This window comes from uncultured Bifidobacterium sp. (genome assembly GCF_945269915.1).
Taxonomy (GTDB): domain Bacteria; phylum Actinomycetota; class Actinomycetes; order Actinomycetales; family Bifidobacteriaceae; genus Bombiscardovia; species Bombiscardovia indica.
In genome coordinates this window covers 14,430-33,517 of sequence record NZ_CALYOY010000001.1, presented here as the reverse complement: position 1 = coordinate 33,517, position 19,088 = coordinate 14,430, and the positions used below count along the sequence as shown (strand labels likewise).

Genomic DNA, 19,088 nt, shown 5'->3' with positions numbered 1-19,088 from the left:
GAACCAGCAATGGCTGCAAAGAAGAAAGTCACCGCGCTGATCAAAGTGCAGATCGAGGCAGGCAAGGCCAATCCTGCCCCGCCGCTGGGCCCCGCCCTGGGTTCCCATGGCGTCAATATCATGGACTTCTGCAAGCAGTATAACGATGCCACCAAGGACAGGATGGGTCAGGTCATCCCCTGCATCATCACCGTCTATGAGGATCGTTCCTTCACTTTCGTCACTAAGACCCCGCCGGCTGCGGACCTGCTCCGCAAGGCTGCTGGCGTGGCCAAGGGTGCCGGCAACCCGCTGACCACCAAGGTGGGCTCGGTTACCAAGGCCCAGGTCCGCGAGATCGCCGAGACCAAGATGGAGGACCTGTCGGCCCGAGATGTCGAGGCCGGCATGAAGATCATCGAAGGCACCGCCCGTTCCATGGGCATCACCGTCACCGACTGAAATTTTTGTTGTGAGCGGTAGGGCATACGCTTGCCCGCACCGCGACTGCTGATAGGAGAAGCAGATGACCAAGCGTTCCAAGAAGTACCGCGAGGCGGCCGAGAAGGTCGATCGCACCAACCTGTACACCCCTGAGGAGGGCATCGCCCTGCTCAAGAGCATGCCCAAGCGCGGGTTTGACGAGACCGTAGAGGCCGTCTACCGTCTGAACGTGGATCCCCGTAAGGCCGACCAGCTGGTCCGCGGCACCGTCAGCCTGCCCAACGGCACCGGCAAGACCGTCCGCGTCCTGGTCTTCGCCCGTGGCCCCCAGGCCACTGCTGCCACCGAGGCCGGCGCGGACGAGGTTGGCGATGACGAGCTGGTGACAAAGGTCGCCGGCGGCTACCTGGACTTCGATGCCGTGGTTGCCACCCCTGACATGATGGGCAAGGTCGGCCGTCTGGGCCGCGTCCTGGGCCCCCGTGGTCTCATGCCCAACCCGAAGACCGGCACCGTCACCATGGATGTGGCCAAGGCCGTCTCCGAGATCAAGGCGGGTCGTATCGAGTTCCGCGTCGACAAGAACGGCAACCTGAGCTTCCCCGTGGGCAAGGTCTCCTTCGATGAAAAGGCCCTGGCGGAGAACTTCCGCGCCGTCGATGAGGAGATCAAGCGCGCCAAGCCGGCCACGGTCAAGGGTCGCTACATCACCAAGGCCACCCTGACCACGACCATGGGTCCTGGTGTTCCTCTGGACATAGCCCTGCTCTGATTGTGGTCTCGGGGGCGTTGCCCTCGTGGATTCCTGAGGGTGGATGGCCGTACGGCCATCCACCCTGTTCCATGCCTCGTCGTGTCGGGCCGATGGTTCCGCGCCTGAGCAGTCTGTCCTGTGCCGACCCTGCAGACCTCCCAACCGACCAGAGACGGTTTGGGTCGGAAGCTATGCCCGGGGTTCCTGCATCTGCTCCTGGGCGTCGCGGATCTGGCCTATCTTCAGGGCGGTCTGGAGAACGAAGGCCTCACGGGGGTTCATGGCATCCCAGCCGGTCACTTCGATGGACCGTTTGAGTCGGTACCGGACCGTGTTGGGGTGGACTCCCAGCCGCCTGGCCGTGGTCTCCAGGGAGTTGCCGGAGACCAGGAAGGTACTCAGGGTCACCAGGAGGGGGTTGTTCCGATCCCCGTTGCTCAGGCTCTTGTAGACCTCCTGGTAGAGCTGGTCCGAGGCCTTCTCGTCGCCCATCAGGGCACGCTCGGGCAGGAGGTCGTCCGCATGGAGGGGCCTGGGTAGGCCGCCGTCCACACTCAGCCCTTCGGCTGCAGGGGCCACCGTATAGGTGTTCAGGGCCGCCTGGATGGTTTCGACCGCCCCGTGGATTCCGTGACGGAGCGGGCCCAGGCAGACCGGACTCTCTTTGTCGAAGTAGCGGAGGAGGCCGGCACAGAGGTCGGCCGGGGTCCCAGCCTCCTCCATATCGGCCAGGATCACGACCAGTTTGTTGTGCTGGGACATAAGTACCCTGGCCCCAGCCTGCTCCAGGGTGAGCCGGATACGCTGGTGGATTATGCCGGCACTCGTCTTCCCTCCCCGGGGTGTTCGGCCCACGATGGCGAAACACCGGTAGTCGGCCGGCCACCCCAGCATGGTGAGTCCGGTCGTTACCTGTCTGCCGGTCGATCCGTCGATTAGGCTCTCGATGATCAGGGTCTCGGTCCTGGTTCCCATGCTGTTCCGGGCCTCGGCCAGGTCGGCGTATATCGTCGCGGCAGAGAAGGCCACCTCCCAGGCATAGCGCAGTATGGTATCCCTGGTCTCATCCTCAGGCTCCCCCTCACGGGCGAAGACGGTGATGTTGTTCTCGAGCAGGTCCACGATGACCCGGGTCACGTCCATGGCCTGGCGGGGACTGATGACCTGAGAGAATTCCAATGGTGCCGGTAGGGAAACCATGCCCTGTTCGGAGTCGCATCCTGTGTCGGGCGGGAGGCTGTCCTGCCGGCCCTTCCACGTCAGGAAGGAGGCGATGGCGATTTCAATAAGTTCCTTGAGGATCTGCTTGCTGTCCTGGGGCAGATCCTCGTACCATGGCAACTTGTCGCCGAGGTCCTTCTCGGCCTGGCGAACCAGGGTTCTGATCGGTTCAGGCAGGGGGACGGCCATGGAATCCGGCTTGTCGGACGCATCCGGCGATTGGCCATTCGGGTGGGGGATGCCGCTGCCCGCGGTCCTATGCGGTTCAGCCATTCGGTACCAGACCATTCCGGAACAGACTCCCCGCCCCGGTGCGACCCCCAACAGCGTCAGACCGGGGTCTTCTCTTGGGTGTCAGCATGGTAGGGACCCGCTCCTTTCCTGGGTGGAAGCGCTTTGGCGTTCGCGGGACATGGCCAGGATCAGGAAGGGCACCACCATGGCCACGGGAAGCATGTGCCGTTCGAAGTTGTTGGCCGGCGAGGTGACCATGACCCCCATGATCAGCAGGAGCGGGAAGAAGCCGAGCAGGTGGCGCCAGCGTCCGGTGCTCAGCCAGGCGGCAATCAGGATCAGCGCCAGGACCACCCAGAAGTTCCCCTGGGCCACCCAGCCCAGGACGGGTATGCTGGCCCAGGTTCTGGCCAGGCCCGTGATTCCGTTGCGCCAATCCCGGCACCAGTACTGGATCCAGGTGCTGGATTCCTGCACGTAGGAGTTATTCAGATAATAGGACATGGCCACATAGGCCGGGTCGTTGACGTCGAAGTAGCCGTAGCATTCGGCCATGAACGCATCCAGGTAGGGAAGGGTGTGCCCCTTGGCCAGGTGGAGCCAGGCCCGATTCAACCTCTTCATCTGCTCGGCCGTGACCGTGCGCCACTTGTAGACGATCAGCTTGGGCTGGTTCCCGGATGACTTGACCCTGTCGGCCTCCCAGGGCGTGTAGTTGGTGGCCGCCGAGCCCAGGTCCAGGATGGGTGCCAGGTCCTGCCTGGTCCGTCCGTCGATGCCTGAGGGGTCGACCTTGGCCACCCGGGCTATCTGCTGGAGCTGGATGCTCTTGCTCTCCACGGGGTCTCCCTTGATGACCCGTCCTGCCCCCTCAAGGCCGGTGATCAGGGCCGTGAAGGCCAGGATGGGCAGGAGAAGGCAGACCAGGTAGGCCCGCCAATGCCGCCGGTGCAGGATCAGTGCCAGGACGATCTGGGCGGCGACGATGTAGACCCCATACTTGGTGCTGATCAGCATGATCAGGGTGCTGACGGCCAGACCAACCAGGGTCCTGGTGCTGGCCAAGGGGCGCTTGCCGGGCCCGTCCTGCCTGATGGCCTGGTACCAGATGCCGAACCACCAGACGAAGGCGAAGGCGAAGAGGGGTGACTTGGTCAGGCTGATCGTGCTGAAGACGTTGAAGGGGCAGACCAGGAAGAAGATGATGACCAGGGTGCGGGCCAGGGGGCCGGCCCGGTAGGCTCCAGGCTCTGCCGTGACGGTCCTGGTCTCCGCGCCGGTAGCGCAGGGCCGTCCGCCGGTGAAGAACCGATCAGCCGTGACGGCGCAGCAGAAGGCGCCGAAGACCAGTTGCAGCCCCCCCAGGAGGACGATGCCCGCGTCGTAGGAGCCTGTCAGCCGCTGGGAGGCCAGGGCCGTCATCCCGTAGAAGAAGGTCAGGACCAGGTTGTGCTGGTCGGTCAGGAAGGTGGGGTCGGCCGGCCAGAGGTAGTGTCCGATCGGGTAGACGTCCATCTGGGTGAAGGCGTTCCCGCCGTATTGGGGCACGTCGCCCCGCATCTGCAGGAGCCAGTTGGTGCACTCGGCGATCTGTGCGTAGAGGTCGGCTCCGTACGCGGCCAGGAGGGTCACCAGGGCCCAGGCCCATCCAATGACCAGGAGGCGCATGATGGGTTTCCATCCCCGGGTCTGCCCCATGATGAATGCCCGGTAGGCGCCGACCATGGACCGGAACCGTTCCCGCCCGTCCAGGGAATCCTTGAAGGCCCTGACCTTCCTTCCCGGGAATCCATCACGTCCGTTCTCCAAGCCGGTCCAGACGGACTCACCGCCACTCAGTAGGCGGCCGACCAGGGCGACCATGCCCAGGCAGACGGTCAGGGTGACCAGGAGAATCAGGGTATTCGACCAGCCGAACTCGGCCATGGACCCGCTCCGGCGGTATATGGGGCCCACCGAGGTGCACCAGGCGATCCAGAGACAGATGAGTCCGGCAAGGCCCCTGCCCAGGATGGTGCCAGGAGGGTTCCGGTGACCACTCAGAGAGTTGCCGCTGGTACCGGTATCTGCTGCCAAGTGGTCCCCCCTCGTGTATGAAGCATGCGGTTCGGTACATCCAATTCTATCCATCGGACCACGATTCGGACACGATTGGTGTCCTCTGCCGGGGCGGTCCTGCCGCTCCGTGGCGTGATTTGTGGAAAGGTACAAAATCGGACGTCCTGTTTTGTAGATAGCCAGCTTCCTGAAGAACCTTCCGTGACTTATAGTAAAAGATGTGCCTCATCAGAATACCAAGTGGCAACCATCGGCATCGCTGAGCAGTGGTGTTGTGTCATCTATCACGGTTCTCGATACCGTTGATTCGACCAATACCCTTCTGGCCCATGCTCTGGAAACCTCCCCGTATTCAGACGCGCGCCAACGGGTGGAGAAGCTGTTTGGGGACAGCGGTTCCGCAACGGACGTGGGGAACACGAAGGGGTTTGTAGTTCCAGGCACAAAGGGGAAAGCCGAAGACACGCCTCGAAAAAATACCCGCAAGGGGATTACTACGGCTACACGAAATGAGGGAAGAGTCGCAAGTAAAGGTATTCGGCGATGGCCCGGTACCGGGCACTGTAATGTGCCACTCAGTGTGGCGGTTTCAGATGTACAGGTCCGGTGCCGTGGTCGTCTTGATCGCACCTGGGTCAACCAGGCCGGTCAATCTCTCCTCTCCTCATGGGCCGTGGCCCTCCCCACCCCTCTGACCACGGGCTCCCGGTCCGGATGGCTTCCCATGATCTCCGGACTCGCCGTCATCGACGGCCTCGAGGATGTCCTTGCATACCACGGGTGCCGACCACTTGACGCGGATCGGACCAGGACCGGTTCCGACCTGGCCCTGAAATGGCCCAACGATATCTTTTGCGGGGGCTGCAAGCTGGCGGGGATCCTCTGCGAACTGGTGACGGTAGACCAGGAGTGGTCCGCTGTCATCATCGGTGTGGGCATGAACCTCTTCCTGCCCGAAGACCACCTGCCCACCGATCTGGCCACCTCCCTCCACCTCCGCTACGGGCAGCTTCCCGAATACGGCATGCTCAGGGACGACCTGGTCGATGCCATCTCCTGGTACCTGAGCCTCTACCTGAACGACCTGGTGGACCGGGCGGACCCGGCCCTGGATGATCTGCGCTCGCGGATCGGAGGCATGAGCTGGACCGTGGGCCGCCAGGTCGAGGTCAGGCCAGTTGCCGGTGATCCGGTCAGGGGCAAGGCCCTGGCCATCAACCCCGATGCCTCCCTCAAGGTTGAGTTGGAGGACGGGTCGTCAATCACCGTGACCACCGGCGATGTCGGCGTTCTTCCCGATGTGTCATCGGGTACCAGATAAGCATCGATTCATTGCGGGGGAGGCTCCGCCATCCACGGGGAAAGAGAAGGGTATATGAAAAAACTGCTGATTGCCAACAGAGGCGAAATCGCGCTCAGGGTGGTGCGAACCGCCCAGGAAATGGGCGTCGCCACCGTGGCCGTCTATGCAGATCAGGACCGTGACGCCCCTTACGCCCAGATGGCGGACGAGGCCTACCTTCTGCCTGGTGACACCAACATCCAGACCTATCTGAACGAGGACCTGATCGTCTCCATCGCCAAGCGGGCCGGGGCCGACGCCCTCCATCCCGGATACGGGTTCCTCTCCGAGTTCTCCTCCTTCGCCTCCAAGGTCAAGGCCGCCGGGATCACCTGGGTGGGGCCGGACCCATCCGTTCTGGACGAGCTTGGTGACAAGATCACGGCCTGCAAGGTGGCCGAGCGGGCCAGGGTGCCCGTCGTGCCCGGGCTGAGTGAGCCGGTCTCCGACATGCGTGCACTCCTGGACTTCGCCGACGACAACGGCTACCCCGTCATGATGAAGAAGGCGGACGGGGGCGGTGGACGCGGTATAACCCTGATCAACGACAGTGACGAGCTCCGTACCTTCTATATGAACCATGACGCCCTCCAGGGGGGCGATCTGGGAGACTACTTCATCGAGAAGTTCGTCGATCGGGCCCGGCACGTGGAGACGCAGTCCGGGCGTGACAGCCATGGCCAGTTCACGGTCTACTCCACCAGGGATTGCTCCGTGCAGCGCCGCAATCAGAAGCTGGTCGAGGAGGCCCCGGCCCCCTTCCTCTCGGCCGATGTCATCTCCCAGCTGGAGGGGTTCTCCCGGCGGCTTTTCGATACGGTCGGTTACGAGGGGCTGGGCACCTGCGAGTTCCTGGTCACCCCCCAGGACTCGGTCTACTTCATGGAGGTCAACCCCAGGCTCCAGGTGGAGCACACGGTCAGCGAGCAGGTCTGCGGCCTGGACCTGGTCCGGGAACAGTTGATCATCGCCGACGGGGGCTCCCTGACCCCGGCCCCGGCCCCGCGCGGGCACAGCTTCGAGCTGCGTATCACCAGCGAGGACCCGGCCACCAACCTGACCCCCAGTTCGGGCACCATAGAATCCCTCCAGTGGCCCTCGGGCCCCGGCATCCGCATCGATTCGGGTGTTGAGGTGGGCGACACGGTCTCACCCAGGGATGATTCGATGATGGGCAAGGTGGTCGTCACCGCGCAGGATCGTCCGGCCGCCGTGGCCCGGGTTCGCCGTGCCCTGCGCGAGATGAGCATCGGCGGGGTGCCGACCCCGGCCAGCCTCTTCCAGAAGATCTTCTCCAACCCGGAGTTCACGGCCGAAAATGGTCATTCCTTCGACGTTTCGACCAAGTGGCTGGAACGGGTCTACCTGACCATGGAGCCCAAGACCAACACCACCGGTCAGCCGGCCTCGGTATCCGGTACCCCCCAGGAGCCCCCGGTCAGGGAGACCATGGAGACCTACAACGTCGAGATCGACGACAAGCGGGTCAAGCTTTCCCTGCCCGATTCCCTCCTGGGAGGCATGGGAGGCTCCTTCAACCGCCAGGGTGCGGCGCGCCGCCCCACCCAGCCCCTGCGTGGGCGTGGGCTGAGAGATGCGGAGCCCGGATCCCCCCGTCAGGATGCGGCCCGGTCCGGGGTCATCGTGGCCACTATGCAGGCCGTGGTCACCCGGATCAATGTTGCAGAGCGGCAGACGGTCGACAAGGGCGACCTCCTGGTGGTCCTGGAATCCATGAAGATGGAGAACTACGTCTATGCGCCTGCCAAGGGCACGGTCAAGTCCATCCAGGTCGGGGTCGCCCAGGGGGTCGACCCCGGCCAGACCCTGGTCACCCTGGACCTGCAAGGAGGCGACAAGGATCAGGACGCGTCCTCCCGGGAGACGGGAGGGGATGGGACAGCCCGGGGGGAGGAGCAGACATGAACAGTTCAGTGAAAGTCGGGGCCACAAGGGAGACGGGCAGGGAGACCGGGCGGTCCGGGCTCGAGACCCAACCGGTGCGGCAGGGGATCCGGCAGGCGGCGCAGCTGGCCCGCCAGGCCGAGGAGCACGCCCGGGACCGGCAGCACGCCAAGGGGAAGAACACGGCCCGGGAACGCCTGGACCTCCTCTTCGACAAGGATACCTTCGAGGAGGTGGGCCGCTTCGCCGGGGGGAACATCGTCGGTGGAAAGGCCGGGTCGGCCGTCATCACCGGGTTCGGAATGATCTACGGCCGGAAGGTGGGCGTCTATGCCCAGGACTTCTCGGTCAGGGGTGGCACCCTGGGCCAGGCCGAGGGGGAGAAGATCTGCAGGCTCATGGACATGGCCATGCGGATCAAGGTCCCCATCGTGGCCATGATCGACTCGGGCGGTGCCCGGATCCAGGAGGGTGTGGCGGCCCTGACCCAGTACGGGAGGATCTTCCGCAAGACCTGCCAGGCCAGCGGGTTCGTTCCCCAGATATCGCTGATCCTCGGTCCCTGCGCCGGCGGAGCCGTCTACTGCCCGGCCCTGACCGACCTGATCGTCATGACCAAGGAGAACTCCGATATGTTCGTCACCGGGCCCGATGTGGTCAAGGCGGCGACCGGGGAGACCATCAGCATGGATCAGCTGGGTGGCGGCTACGTCCACAACACCAGGTCGGGCGTGGCCCACTACCTGGGCGAGGATGAGGCCGATGCCATCGACTACGCCCGCACCGTACTGGCCTACCTCCCCTCCAGCAGCGAGGTGGAGCCCCCGACCTACGCCTTCGCCTCCGGTCATGCCGAGCGGCAGGCCGCCAAGCGTCTGGCAACGATCATCCCCGAGAACGACCGGCAGCCCTACGATGTCCTGGATGTGATCCATGCCGTCGTCGACAACGGCGAGCTGGTCCAGGTCCATGAGCTCTTCGCCCGGTCCATCGTCGTCGGCTTCGCCTGCCTGGAGGGTCATCCGGTGGGGATCGTGGCCAACCAGCCCATGGTCGACGCAGGCAGCCTGGATGTGGACTCCTCGGAGAAGCTGGCCCGGTTCGTCCGGCTCTGCGACGCCTTCAACCTCCCGGTCATCACCCTGGTGGACACCCCCGGCTACAAGCCCGGGTCCGACCAGGAGCATGCCGGCATCATCCGGCGGGGGGCGAAGGTCATCTACGCCTATGCCAACGCCCAGGTGCCCATGGTCACCGTGGTCCTGCGCAAGGCCTTCGGAGGCTCCTATATCGTCATGGGCTCCAAGTCCATCGGGGCCGACCTGAACTATGCCTGGCCGAGCTCCCAGATAGCGGTTCTGGGTGCCCCGGGGGCCGTGAACATCATCCACCGGCGCGACCTCCAGAAGGCCAAGGAGGCCGGACAGGATGTGGATGCCCTCCGGCAGCGGCTGGCCGAGGAGTACGAGGCCACGACCGTCAACGCCAACCTCTCCTTGGAGATGGGGGAGCTGGACGGGATGATCGACCCGGAGCAGACCCGTCAGGTCCTGATCGGGGCCCTGGATCTCCTGGCCGACAAGCGCCGGGTGAAGATGAATGACAAACATCACGGAAATCAGCCCTTATGATTACCGGAACATCCTGAAAAGCCAATTAGGGTAAAGTGAGCGCACTACCGCAGAAGCCGTATTCGGTGTGCAACCTCCGATTGCCCGAAAGGAGGGGCAGGTCCTGTCGCTGCGGACCACCCTCCCCTCAGCAGCACGAGAACCACAGTCAACGAATAGGAAATCATGACCAGCACATTCTTCATCAACCGTCTAGCGGAACAGCCCCATGCGCTCATGTTCGCCGGCCAGTCCACCCCCTGGACCGTGGCCCTGGCGGATCTGACCAAGGATCCGGACATTCGGGGGCGGCTTTCCCAACGGGTTTCGGAGGCCTCCGACCTGCTCGGGCCGGTCAAGCCGGAGCTCCTGGCCACCAACGGCCGCCAGCTGGATCTCTTCGGGTTTGAGCCCAATCCCGCTCGGTTGGGACCGGCGGCCGATGCGGCCGTCAGCGTTCCGGGCATCGCCCTGGCACAGTTGGGTGCGCTCATGGACCTGGGGCAGCTGGGGTACGACCCTGCCCAGGCTGCTCCTGTGGCCCTCCTGGGACACTCCCAGGGCATCATCGGCGTTCACATGGTTCAGGCCATCCAGGAGGGTGGATCCCTGGCTGCCGCCACGGAGGCCATCGACCAGATCCTGGCCATCGCCATGCTGATCGGGGCCGCCGGCACCCGTCAGGCCCGCCAGCTGGGCATCCACCGCCAGGGCGAGGCCACCCCCATGCTCTCGGTCAAGGGGGCCACCCGCCGCCAGGTCGAGGTCCTGATCGAGCGGGTGCCCGGCACCCGTGGGCCCATCAGCGTGGCCGTGACCAACTCCGACCGTCACCTGGTCCTGTCCGGGTATCCCGAGGACCTGGCCGCCTTCGCCATCGAAGTCGGCAAGGAGAGCGCCCACCAGAGCAAACTGCGTGAGGAGAAGGTCCGCGGCGGCACCGCCTTCGCCCCCGTCCTGGAGTACCTTGACGTCACCCTGCCCTTCCACTCCTCCCTGATGACCGGGGCCGTCGATCTGACCGTCGACTGGGCCTCCAGGTGCTCCCTGGATGTTGACCGCGCCCGCGTTCTGGCCGAGGAGGTCCTCCTGCGCCATGCCGACTGGGCCGGCCAGATCAGGGACATCATGAAGAGCAACGACCCCCGTGACCTCTGGCTGGTCGACCTGGGGCCCGGCGAGACCATCGGCAAGCTGGTGGGGAACCTGGTCCAGGGAACCGGGGTGGGTGTGGTTGAGGCCACCTCCCAGGCCCAGCGCGCCGAACTCTCCACCATGGAGGATGAACCTGCCCGGACCCAGGATTGGACTCGATTCGCCCCCCGCCTTCTGGCCACGCCGGCAGGTCCGCGGGTCCAGACCGCCTTCAGCAGACTGACCGGCAAACCCCCGATCCTCCTGGCCGGCATGACCCCCACCACGGTGGAGCCCGAGATCGTGGCCGCCGCGGCCAATGCCGGGTACTGGGCCGAGCTTGCCGGTGGCGGCCAGGTGACCGCCGAGGTCTTCGACCGGCACGTGGCCCAGCTGGAAGAGCAGTTGGAAGAGGGCAGGACCGTCGAGTTCAACGCCATGTTCATGGACCGTTACCTCTGGAACCTTCAGTTCGGCAGCCAGCACATCGTCCCCAAGAAGCGCGAGTCCGGCACACCCATCGACGGTGTGGTCGTCTCGGCCGGCATCCCCGAGACCGACGAGGCCGTCAAGCTGATCGGTCAGCTCAACGGGGAGGGCTTCCCCTATGTGGCCTTCAAGCCCGGCACCGTGGACCAGATTCGTCAGGTCATCGTCATCGCCAAGGAGGTGGCCCCCACCCCCATCCTGATGGAGGTCGAGGGCGGCGCCGCCGGCGGCCACCACTCCTGGGAGTCCCTGGACGACCTGCTTTCCACCACCTATGCCGAGGTCAGGGCCTGCCCCAACATCGTCCTGGTGGCAGGTGGCGGCATCGGCACCCCCGAGCGGGCGGCCGACTACATCTCCGGTCAGTGGTCCCAGGCCTACCACCTGCCGGCCATGCCGGTGGACGGTGTCATGGTCGGTACGGCCGCCATGACCGCCAAGGAGGCCCACACCAACCCCGAGGTCAAGCAGGCCCTGGTCCGTACCCCGGGCATCGACATCACCACCCCTGACCCCGATCCCTTTGCACCCATGGGGGAGAAGTGGGTACCCAGCGGGAAGTCTGTCGGAGGGGTCGGTTCGGGTCTGAGCCACCTCCATGCCGACATCTATGAGATCGAGAACGCCTCCGCCGAGTGCGGTCGTCTCCTGGTCCGGGTCATGAAGCACCCCGAGGAGCTGGAGACCAGGCGGGATGAGATCATCGCAGCCCTGGACAGGACCGCCAAGCCCTACTTCGGCGACCTGGAGACCATGACCTACCAGCAGTGGGCCGAACGGTTCGCCCAGCTGGCATACCCCTGGGCCGACGACACCTACGTGGACCGCTTCCTCCACCTTCTGCGCCGGATCGAGGCCCGGGTCTGCGAGAAGCAGAGCGGCGAGTTCGAGTCCATCTTCGCCTCCCGTGAGGATGTGACCGAACCGGCCCAGGCCCTGGAACGTCTGCGCCAGGCTTACCCCCAGGCCGACCAGGTCAGGGTGGTCCCCACCGATATCGCCTGGTTCCCCGTCCTGGTGCGGGAGTACCCCAAGCCCATGCCCTTTGTGCCGGTCATAGACAACGACCTCCTGCGCTGGTGGGGTCAGGACCAGCTCTGGCAGTCCGAGGACCCCCGTTATTCCGCCGATTCCGTCCGCGCCATTCCCGGTCCGATTTCGGTTGCCGGCATCACCACCGTGGATGAGCCCGTGGCATCCATCCTGGGTCGCTTCGAGCAGGCCGCCATCGACCGGGTCGGCCAAGCCGACCCTCGGCCCCGCAAGGCATACAGCGAGCTGGCGGGTGCCGCCACCGCCGAGGAGTTCATCCGTCGCAGTCCCAACATCTCCTGGGTGGGCCACCTGATGGCCAACCCGGCCTACGGGACCAGGGTGGGCGACCCCGCCTACCAGATCACCCCCGCCGGGACGGACCAGGCCGGGGAGCACTACAACCTGGACATCCACCTGGACACCTTCTGGGATGACGAACCCAACGGGGGCCGCGACAAGCACGCCGTGCGCGATATCGTCATCCCCCTGACCGTCAACGGCACCCAGGCCGGGCTTTTCCCGGTCGTGGACAGGAGCCGCCTGCCCCAGCACGTCTACTCCATGCTGGCCGACACGGCCGGCATCGGGAACACCGCCATCACCGGGGACCGGCTGGAATCCATGCCGACCATCGAGCCCGCCGAAGACAAGGCGACCTATCCCTTCGGCCTGGCCCGTACAGGCTACACGCTTTCCGAAAACCTGGGCTTCGACCACGAGGCCGCCACCGGTGGTGCCCTGCCTGACGATCTGGTTCCGTCCAGGATCGCCCCCGATGCCCTGGTCGGACCTGCCTGGCCCGCCATCTACACGGCCCTGGGGTCGGTCTATGTGGAGGGCTTCCCGATCATCGAGGGCCTCCTCAACGCCGTCCACCTTGACCACCTGATTGAGCTCGAGGTCAGCGAGGAGGAGCTCCTGGCCCACACCGGCCAGCGCATCTCCCTGACCTCCTGGGCCGAGGACTACAAGGAGTCCGCCTCGGGCCGTGTGGTCACCATCCATGTGGTTCACAGCGCCCAGGACGGCACGGTTCTGGCGCGCGAGGTGGAACGGTTCGCCATCCGGGGCCGCGCCTACAGCGACCAGCTTCCCGAGGAGGCACCGGAGTTCGGTGGCATCCAGGCCGAAATCCTGGACACCCCCCGACGGATGCTGCGCAGGGTGACGGTCACCGCCCCCGACAACATGACCGCCTTCGCCCGGACATCGGGTGACTTCAACCCCATCCATACCTCTTGGCGTGGTGCGGCCGTCTCCGGCCTGTCGGCACCCCTGGTGCATGGCATGTGGCTCTCTGCCACGGCCCAGTATGCGGCCCAGGCCACGGACGACAAGGGCGCCCACTACGAAATCGCCGGGTGGACCTACAACATGTACGGTATGGTCCAGCTTGGCGACCAGGTGGAGATCTCGGTCGAGCGCATCGGCCAGGTCAACCACGGCGGTCTGGTCCTGGAGGTCACCTGCAGGATCGATGGCCAGCTGGTCTCCCGGGGAACGGCCATCGCCCGGGCCCCCAAGACGGCCTATGTCTACCCCGGCCAGGGCATCCAGCAGCAGGGGATGGTCCTGGACGAGCGGGCCAAGTCACCCGCAGCCCGCGAGACCTGGGAGCGGGCCGATGCCCTGACCCGGAGCAAGCTGGGATTCTCGATCCTGGCCGTGGTCCGCGACAACCCCAAGACCCTGACGGCCAAGGGGGTCACCTACCACCACCCCGATGGACTGCTCAACCTGACCCAGTTCACCCAGGTGGCCCTGGCCACGGTGGCCTTCGCCCAGACATCACGTCTGCGCGAATCCGGCAGCGACATCTGGCCCGCCTACTTCGCCGGCCACTCCCTGGGCGAGTACAACGCCCTGAGCTCCTTCGCCGGGGTCATGTCCCTGGAGACGGTCCTGGAGCTGGTCTTCCACCGTGGTTCCACCATGCACTCCCTGATCGAGCGCGATGAGCAGGGCCGCAGCAACTACCGGATGGGTGCCCTCCGCCCCAACCAGTTCGGTCTGGACGACTCGGGGGTCAAACAGTACGTGGCTGCAGTCTCCCAGGAGTGCGGTGAATTCCTGGAGATCGTCAACTACAACCTTTCCGGTCAGCAGTATGCCGTGGCCGGCACCATCGCCGGCCTGGAGTACCTGCGCAAGGACTCCAACAGGCGGGCCAAGGAGGCCGGCGGCAAGCCCGCCTTCATGTATGTGCCCGGCATCGATGTGCCCTTCCACTCCAGCCTCCTGCGCAAGGGGGTTCCGGAGTTCAGGGACACGCTCGACAGACTCCTGCCCGAACGGATCGACTACTCCCGCCTGGAGGGGCGCTACATTCCCAACCTGGTGGCCCGGCCCTACGAGATGAACCGGGACTTCGCCGCCTCCATTCTCGAGGTGGTTCCCTCGGAGCGGATCAGGGAGGCCCTGGAGAACCCGCAGGTCTGGGACTCCTATGCCGCCGATGATCAGAAGCTGGGACGCCTCCTTCTGACCGAGCTGCTCTCCTGGCAGTTCGCCTCTCCGGTGCGCTGGATCGAGACGCAAGCACTGATGTTCGGTGGACTCGAGCAGGGTGGTCTGGGCGTGGAGCAGCTTGTGGAGGTCGGTCTGGGCCATTCGCCCACCCTGGCCAACATGGCTTCCAGGACCTTGAAACTGCCTGATTTCCGTGAACGTCACGTGGCCGTGTACAACATCGGTCGTGACGAGAGCAGGGTCTACCTGACCGACACCGACTCCCTGGTTCCGGTGGAGGAGGAGAGCGTCGAACCTGTTGCTTCCGAGGCCTCGGCCCCGGCTGCCGCTCCCGCCGCCTCCGATGCTTCGGTTCCCGCCACTGCCGCCCCTGCACAGGCCTCGGCCCCGGCTCAGACCGATGGTCCCTCCGGTTCGGATGTGGCCGACCTGCCCTTCAAGGCCTCCGATGCCATCACCGTCCTCCTGGCCTATGCCACCAAGATCCGTATGGACCAGATCGGCGAGAGCGACACCACGGATACCCTGACCAACGGGGTTTCCTCGCGCCGCAACCAGCTCCTGATGGACATCAGCTCCGAGCTCGGTGTGGCCAGCGTGGACGGTGCGGCCGAGGCCAACATGGCTGCCTTGAGTGCCCTGGTCAACAAGGTGGCGCCCAACTACCACCCCTTCGGACCGGTCCTTTCGGACATCGTTCGTGAACGTATCCGCGACCTCTTCGGTCCCTCCGGTCTGAAGCTTCAGCAGGTGGAGAAGCGCGTGGCGGACACCTGGCAGCTGGGTCCGGGCTGGGTCTCGGCCGTTGTGGCCAGCCTGGTCCTGGACACCCGCGGGGGGGCATCCTCCCGAGGTGGCGACCTGGCCGCCCTGCCCACCGAGACGGTCACCACGACCGCCGCGGCCAACACCCTGATCGACCAGGCCGTCCAGCAGGTGGCCCAGTCCAGGGGTGTCACGGTCAGCATGCCCAGTGCAGGCGGCGGCGCGGGCGGCGCGGTGGTCGATTCAGCGGCCCTGGATGCCTTCGCCTCCAAGGTCACCGGCTCCCAGGGTGTCCTGGCCTCCACGGCCAGGTACCTCCTGGACAAGCTGGGAATCAAGGCCCCGGCCCCCCAGCCTGACGAGGATGAAGATGCGGCCGTCGTGGCCGCTGTCGATGCCGAACTCGGTTCCGACTGGCCCGACCAGGTCTCACCCCGCTTCGACGCCGACAGGGCAGTCCTCTTCGACGACCGCTGGGCCACGGCCAGGGAGGACCTGGCGCATATCTATTACGAGCATGATGACCAGCGTCAGGGGCTGAGTTTCCTGGGTGCCGGACAGGAGGTCCACGACCAGGCGGTCTGGTACGCCTCCAAGGCTTCGGCCCGCGGTGAGGCCACCCTGGCTCAGGTCTTCACCGGGATTGCCGACCAGGCCATCAAGCCGGTCCAACAGGATGCCAAGGCCTCGCGGTTCGTCAAGGACGTGGCCATCGTCACCGGTGCCGCCCCGAACTCCATCGCGGGTGCCCTGGTGGCCGGACTTCTGGAGGGAGGGGCCACCGTCATCGCCACCTCCTTCTCCATGAAACCCCGGACCGTCATCTGGGCCAAGGACCTCTACCGCCGCCATGCGGTCGGTCAGGCCAGGCTCTGGCTCCTTCCCGCCAATCTTTCCTCCTACCGCGACGTCGACGCCCTGGTTGACTGGGTCGGCAGCGAGCAGAAGAAGACGACCGGCGCCAAGACGACGATCCTGAAGCCGGCCTACGAGCCCACCCTCCTCCTGCCCTTCGCGGCACCACCCATGCACGGGACCATGGCCGACTCGGGCCGTCTCTTCGAGTCCCAGTCCAGGCTGATGCTCTGGAGCCTGGAGCGGCAGATCGCCGGCTTCTCCAAGATCGGTGCCGACACCGACGTGGAGCACAGGCTGCACGTGGTCCTGCCCGGATCCCCCAACAGGGGTATCTTCGGCGGAGACGGGGCCTATGGGGAGGTCAAGGCCTCCTTTGACGCCATCATCAACAGGGCCAAAGCCGAGCAGGACTGGTCCGGACGTGTCACCTTCGCCCACCCCCTGATCGGGTGGGTCCGTGGAACCGGCCTCATGGGCGGCAACGACCCCCTGGTCAAGGTGGTGGAAGGCCATGGCATCCACACCTATTCCACCGAGCAGATCGCGGACTCCCTTCTGGATCTGTGCACGGCATCGTCCAAGGCCCAGGCTGTCCAGGCTCCACTCCAGGTTGACCTGACCGGTGGGCTGGGCGGCGAGCCCATCGACCTGAAGGCGCTGAAGGCCGAGGCCGCTCAGATGGACCAGGCCCAGGCAACGGACCCCCAGCAGGGGCAGGCCCGGGCCGTGGCCCCCACCGGGGATGCGGACAGGGTCATCAAGGCCCTCCCGACCCCGCACGAGCCCACCCAGGCCCCGGTCGATCTGGCCGAATGGCAGGGTGTCACCGCCAGGCCCGAGGACGAGATCGTCATCGTCTCCATCGGCGAGATGGGTCCCTGGGGCTCGGGCCGTACCCGGTTCGAGGCCGAGATGGGCATCCATCCCGACGGTCAGGTTGATCTGAGTGCCGCCGCCGTGCTCGAACTGGCCTGGAACATGGGCCTGGTCGAGTGGCAGGACAGCCCCAAGCCGGGCTGGTACGACACGGACGGTGAGCTGGTGCCCGAGCAGGACATCGCCGAGCGCTACCACGATGATGTCGTGGCCCGCTCCGGCATCCGCCCCTTCGAGGAGGGAATGGGTTCCGACTACCGTGACGGGACCGACGAGGAGGAGGTCGATGTCTTCCTGGATCATGACGTGGCCTTCTCGGTGCCCACCGAGGACCTGGCCCAGGAGTATGTGAACCAGGATCCCGACCACACCGACATCGCCCGTGACGAGGAGTCCGGTGAGTGGACGGTCACCCGGCATGCCGGGTCCCGAATTCGCGTCCCCCGCAGGGCCACGATGACCAGGACGGTCGGCGGCCAGTTCCCGCAGGGGTTCGACCCGGTGAAGTGGGGCATTCCGGCCTCCATGGTCGGCGACGTGGACGAAATCGCCCTGTGGAACATCGTGACCACGGTGGATGCCTACCTGTCCGCAGGCTTCACCCCCGCCGAGATCCTCCAGGCCGTCCACCCCTCCAAGGTGGCCTCCACCCAAGGGACCGGCTTCGGCGGCATGGCCTCCATGCGCAAGCTCTACCTGGACCGCTTCCTGGGCAAGGAGATTCCGACGGACATCCTCCAGGAGGCCCTGCCCAATGTGGTGGCGGCCCACGTCATGCAGTCCTACATCGGTGGCTACGGCAACATGGTCCAGCCGGTCTCGGCCTGCGCCACGGCTGCGGTCTCCCTCGAAGAGGGGGCCGACAAGATCGCCCTGGGCAAGGCGGACTTCGTGGTCACGGGGGCCATCGACGACATCGGCGTGGAGTCGGTCATCGGCTTCGGCAACATGAACGCCACGGCCAACTCCGCAGAAATGTACGCCAAGGGCATCCAGCCCCGTTTCTTCTCCAGGGCCAACGACCGCCGTCGCGGCGGCTTCCTGGAGTCCGAGGGTGGCGGCACCATCCTCCTGACCAGGGGGGACATCGCCCTGAGGATGGGTCTGCCCGTGGCGGGGGTCGTGGGGTACATCCACTCCTTCGCGGATGGAGCCCATACCTCCATTCCGGCCCCCGGTCTGGGCGCCCTGGCATCCGGCATGGGTGGCGGGGACTCCGACCTGGTGCGTTCCCTGGCCAAGCTGGGTGTGGAGCCCGACGAGATCGCGGTGGTCTCCAAGCACGACACATCGACCAACGCCAACGACCCCAACGAGTCCGAGCTCCACAACACCCTGGCCCACGCCATCGGCAGGGCGGACGGGAACCCGCTCTACGTCATCTCCCAGAAGAGCCTGACCGGCCACGCCAAGGGCGGGGCCTGCATCTTCCAGATCAACGGCCTGACCCAGCTCTTCAAGTCCGGGGTCATTCCGGCCAATGCCTCCCTGGATTGCGTCGACCCGGCACTGAGGGGCGATGACCACATGGTCTGGCTGGAGCAGCCTCTCAAGGTGGGCAGGGTCAAGGCCGGTCTGGTCACCTCCCTGGGCTTCGGCCATGTCTCCGGCATCGGCGCCATCGTCAATCCCGGCGCCTTCGAGGCCTCCGTGGCCAAGACAGCCGGACCCGAGGCCCTTGCCGAATGGCGTCGCCGTGCCAATGACCGACTGGCGGCAGGCCAGCGCCATTTGGAGGAGGGTCGCATGGGTAGGGCTCCGCTCTATGAACCCATCGACAACCGTCGTTTCCACGAGGATGGTCACGGCTATATCGGCCATGAGGTCGAGAAGGCCATGCTCCTGGATCCGAATGCCCGCCTGGGTGCTGACGGATACTTCGACCAGGCCTGAGCCGATCTGAGCCAGTTGAATC

8 protein-coding genes are annotated in these 19,088 nt (G+C 65.6%); 6 read left to right on the top strand and 2 right to left on the bottom strand.

Translation table 11 applies throughout. From position 1 onward, the window contains the following. Positions 1-9: 9 nt before the first annotated feature. Both rplK and rplA read left to right on the top strand, forming a co-directional pair. A complete protein-coding gene (rplK, locus tag Q0K62_RS00100) occupies positions 10-441 on the top strand; it encodes a 50S ribosomal protein L11 (protein WP_297315947.1) in 432 nt (143 codons plus the stop codon). Positions 442-505: 64 nt separating this feature from the next. After that, a complete protein-coding gene (gene rplA, locus Q0K62_RS00095; protein ID WP_297315946.1) occupies positions 506-1,195 on the top strand; it encodes a 50S ribosomal protein L1 in 690 nt (229 codons plus the stop codon). A 171-nt stretch (positions 1,196-1,366) separates the two neighbouring features. Here rplA and Q0K62_RS00090 read toward each other — a convergent pair whose 3' ends face one another. Further along, a complete protein-coding gene (locus tag Q0K62_RS00090) occupies positions 1,367-2,671 on the bottom strand; it encodes a helix-turn-helix domain-containing protein (RefSeq protein WP_297315945.1) in 1,305 nt (434 codons plus the stop codon). Between the two features lie 81 nt (positions 2,672-2,752). Next, positions 2,753-4,708 carry a DUF6020 family protein gene (locus Q0K62_RS00085; RefSeq protein WP_297315944.1) on the bottom strand — a complete coding sequence of 652 codons (1,956 nt, stop codon included), beginning with the start codon at positions 4,706-4,708 and terminating at the stop codon, positions 2,753-2,755. A 562-nt stretch (positions 4,709-5,270) separates the two neighbouring features. On the opposite strand from Q0K62_RS00085, the gene Q0K62_RS00080 reads away from it, so the two are divergent. The 4 genes from Q0K62_RS00080 to Q0K62_RS00065 all read left to right on the top strand — a co-directional run bounded on the left by Q0K62_RS00080 (position 5,271) and on the right by Q0K62_RS00065 (position 19,066). Further along, positions 5,271-6,011, top strand: coding sequence for a biotin--acetyl-CoA-carboxylase ligase (locus Q0K62_RS00080; protein ID WP_297315943.1), 741 nt, complete (start codon positions 5,271-5,273; stop codon positions 6,009-6,011). Between the two features lie 54 nt (positions 6,012-6,065). Then, complete coding sequence (locus tag Q0K62_RS00075) at positions 6,066-7,958, top strand: biotin carboxylase N-terminal domain-containing protein (RefSeq protein ID WP_297315942.1); 1,893 nt, start codon at positions 6,066-6,068, stop codon at positions 7,956-7,958. Next, complete coding sequence (locus Q0K62_RS00070; RefSeq protein ID WP_297315941.1) at positions 7,955-9,568, top strand: acyl-CoA carboxylase subunit beta; 1,614 nt, start codon at positions 7,955-7,957, stop codon at positions 9,566-9,568. The genes Q0K62_RS00075 and Q0K62_RS00070 overlap by 4 nt, the downstream gene beginning before the upstream one ends. Positions 9,569-9,733: 165 nt before the next feature. Continuing rightward, the gene (locus Q0K62_RS00065) at positions 9,734-19,066 is read left to right on the top strand and encodes a type I polyketide synthase (RefSeq protein WP_297315940.1); all 9,333 of its coding nucleotides are present in this window, start codon (positions 9,734-9,736) and stop codon (positions 19,064-19,066) included. Positions 19,067-19,088: the final 22 nt, after the last annotated feature.

Excerpts from the sequence above, each read along its gene's own strand:
- rplK (WP_297315947.1), top strand. The coding sequence starts at position 10 with ATGGCTGCAAAGAAGAAAGTCACCGCGCTGATCAAAGTGCAGATCGAG.
- rplA (WP_297315946.1), top strand. The coding sequence starts at position 506 with ATGACCAAGCGTTCCAAGAAGTACCGCGAGGCGGCCGAGAAGGTCGAT.
- Q0K62_RS00065 (WP_297315940.1), top strand. The coding sequence starts at position 9,734 with ATGACCAGCACATTCTTCATCAACCGTCTAGCGGAACAGCCCCATGCG.
- Q0K62_RS00090 (WP_297315945.1), bottom strand. The coding sequence starts at position 2,671 with ATGGCTGAACCGCATAGGACCGCGGGCAGCGGCATCCCCCACCCGAAT.
- Q0K62_RS00070 (WP_297315941.1), top strand. The coding sequence starts at position 7,955 with ATGAACAGTTCAGTGAAAGTCGGGGCCACAAGGGAGACGGGCAGGGAG.
- Q0K62_RS00075 (WP_297315942.1), top strand. The coding sequence starts at position 6,066 with ATGAAAAAACTGCTGATTGCCAACAGAGGCGAAATCGCGCTCAGGGTG.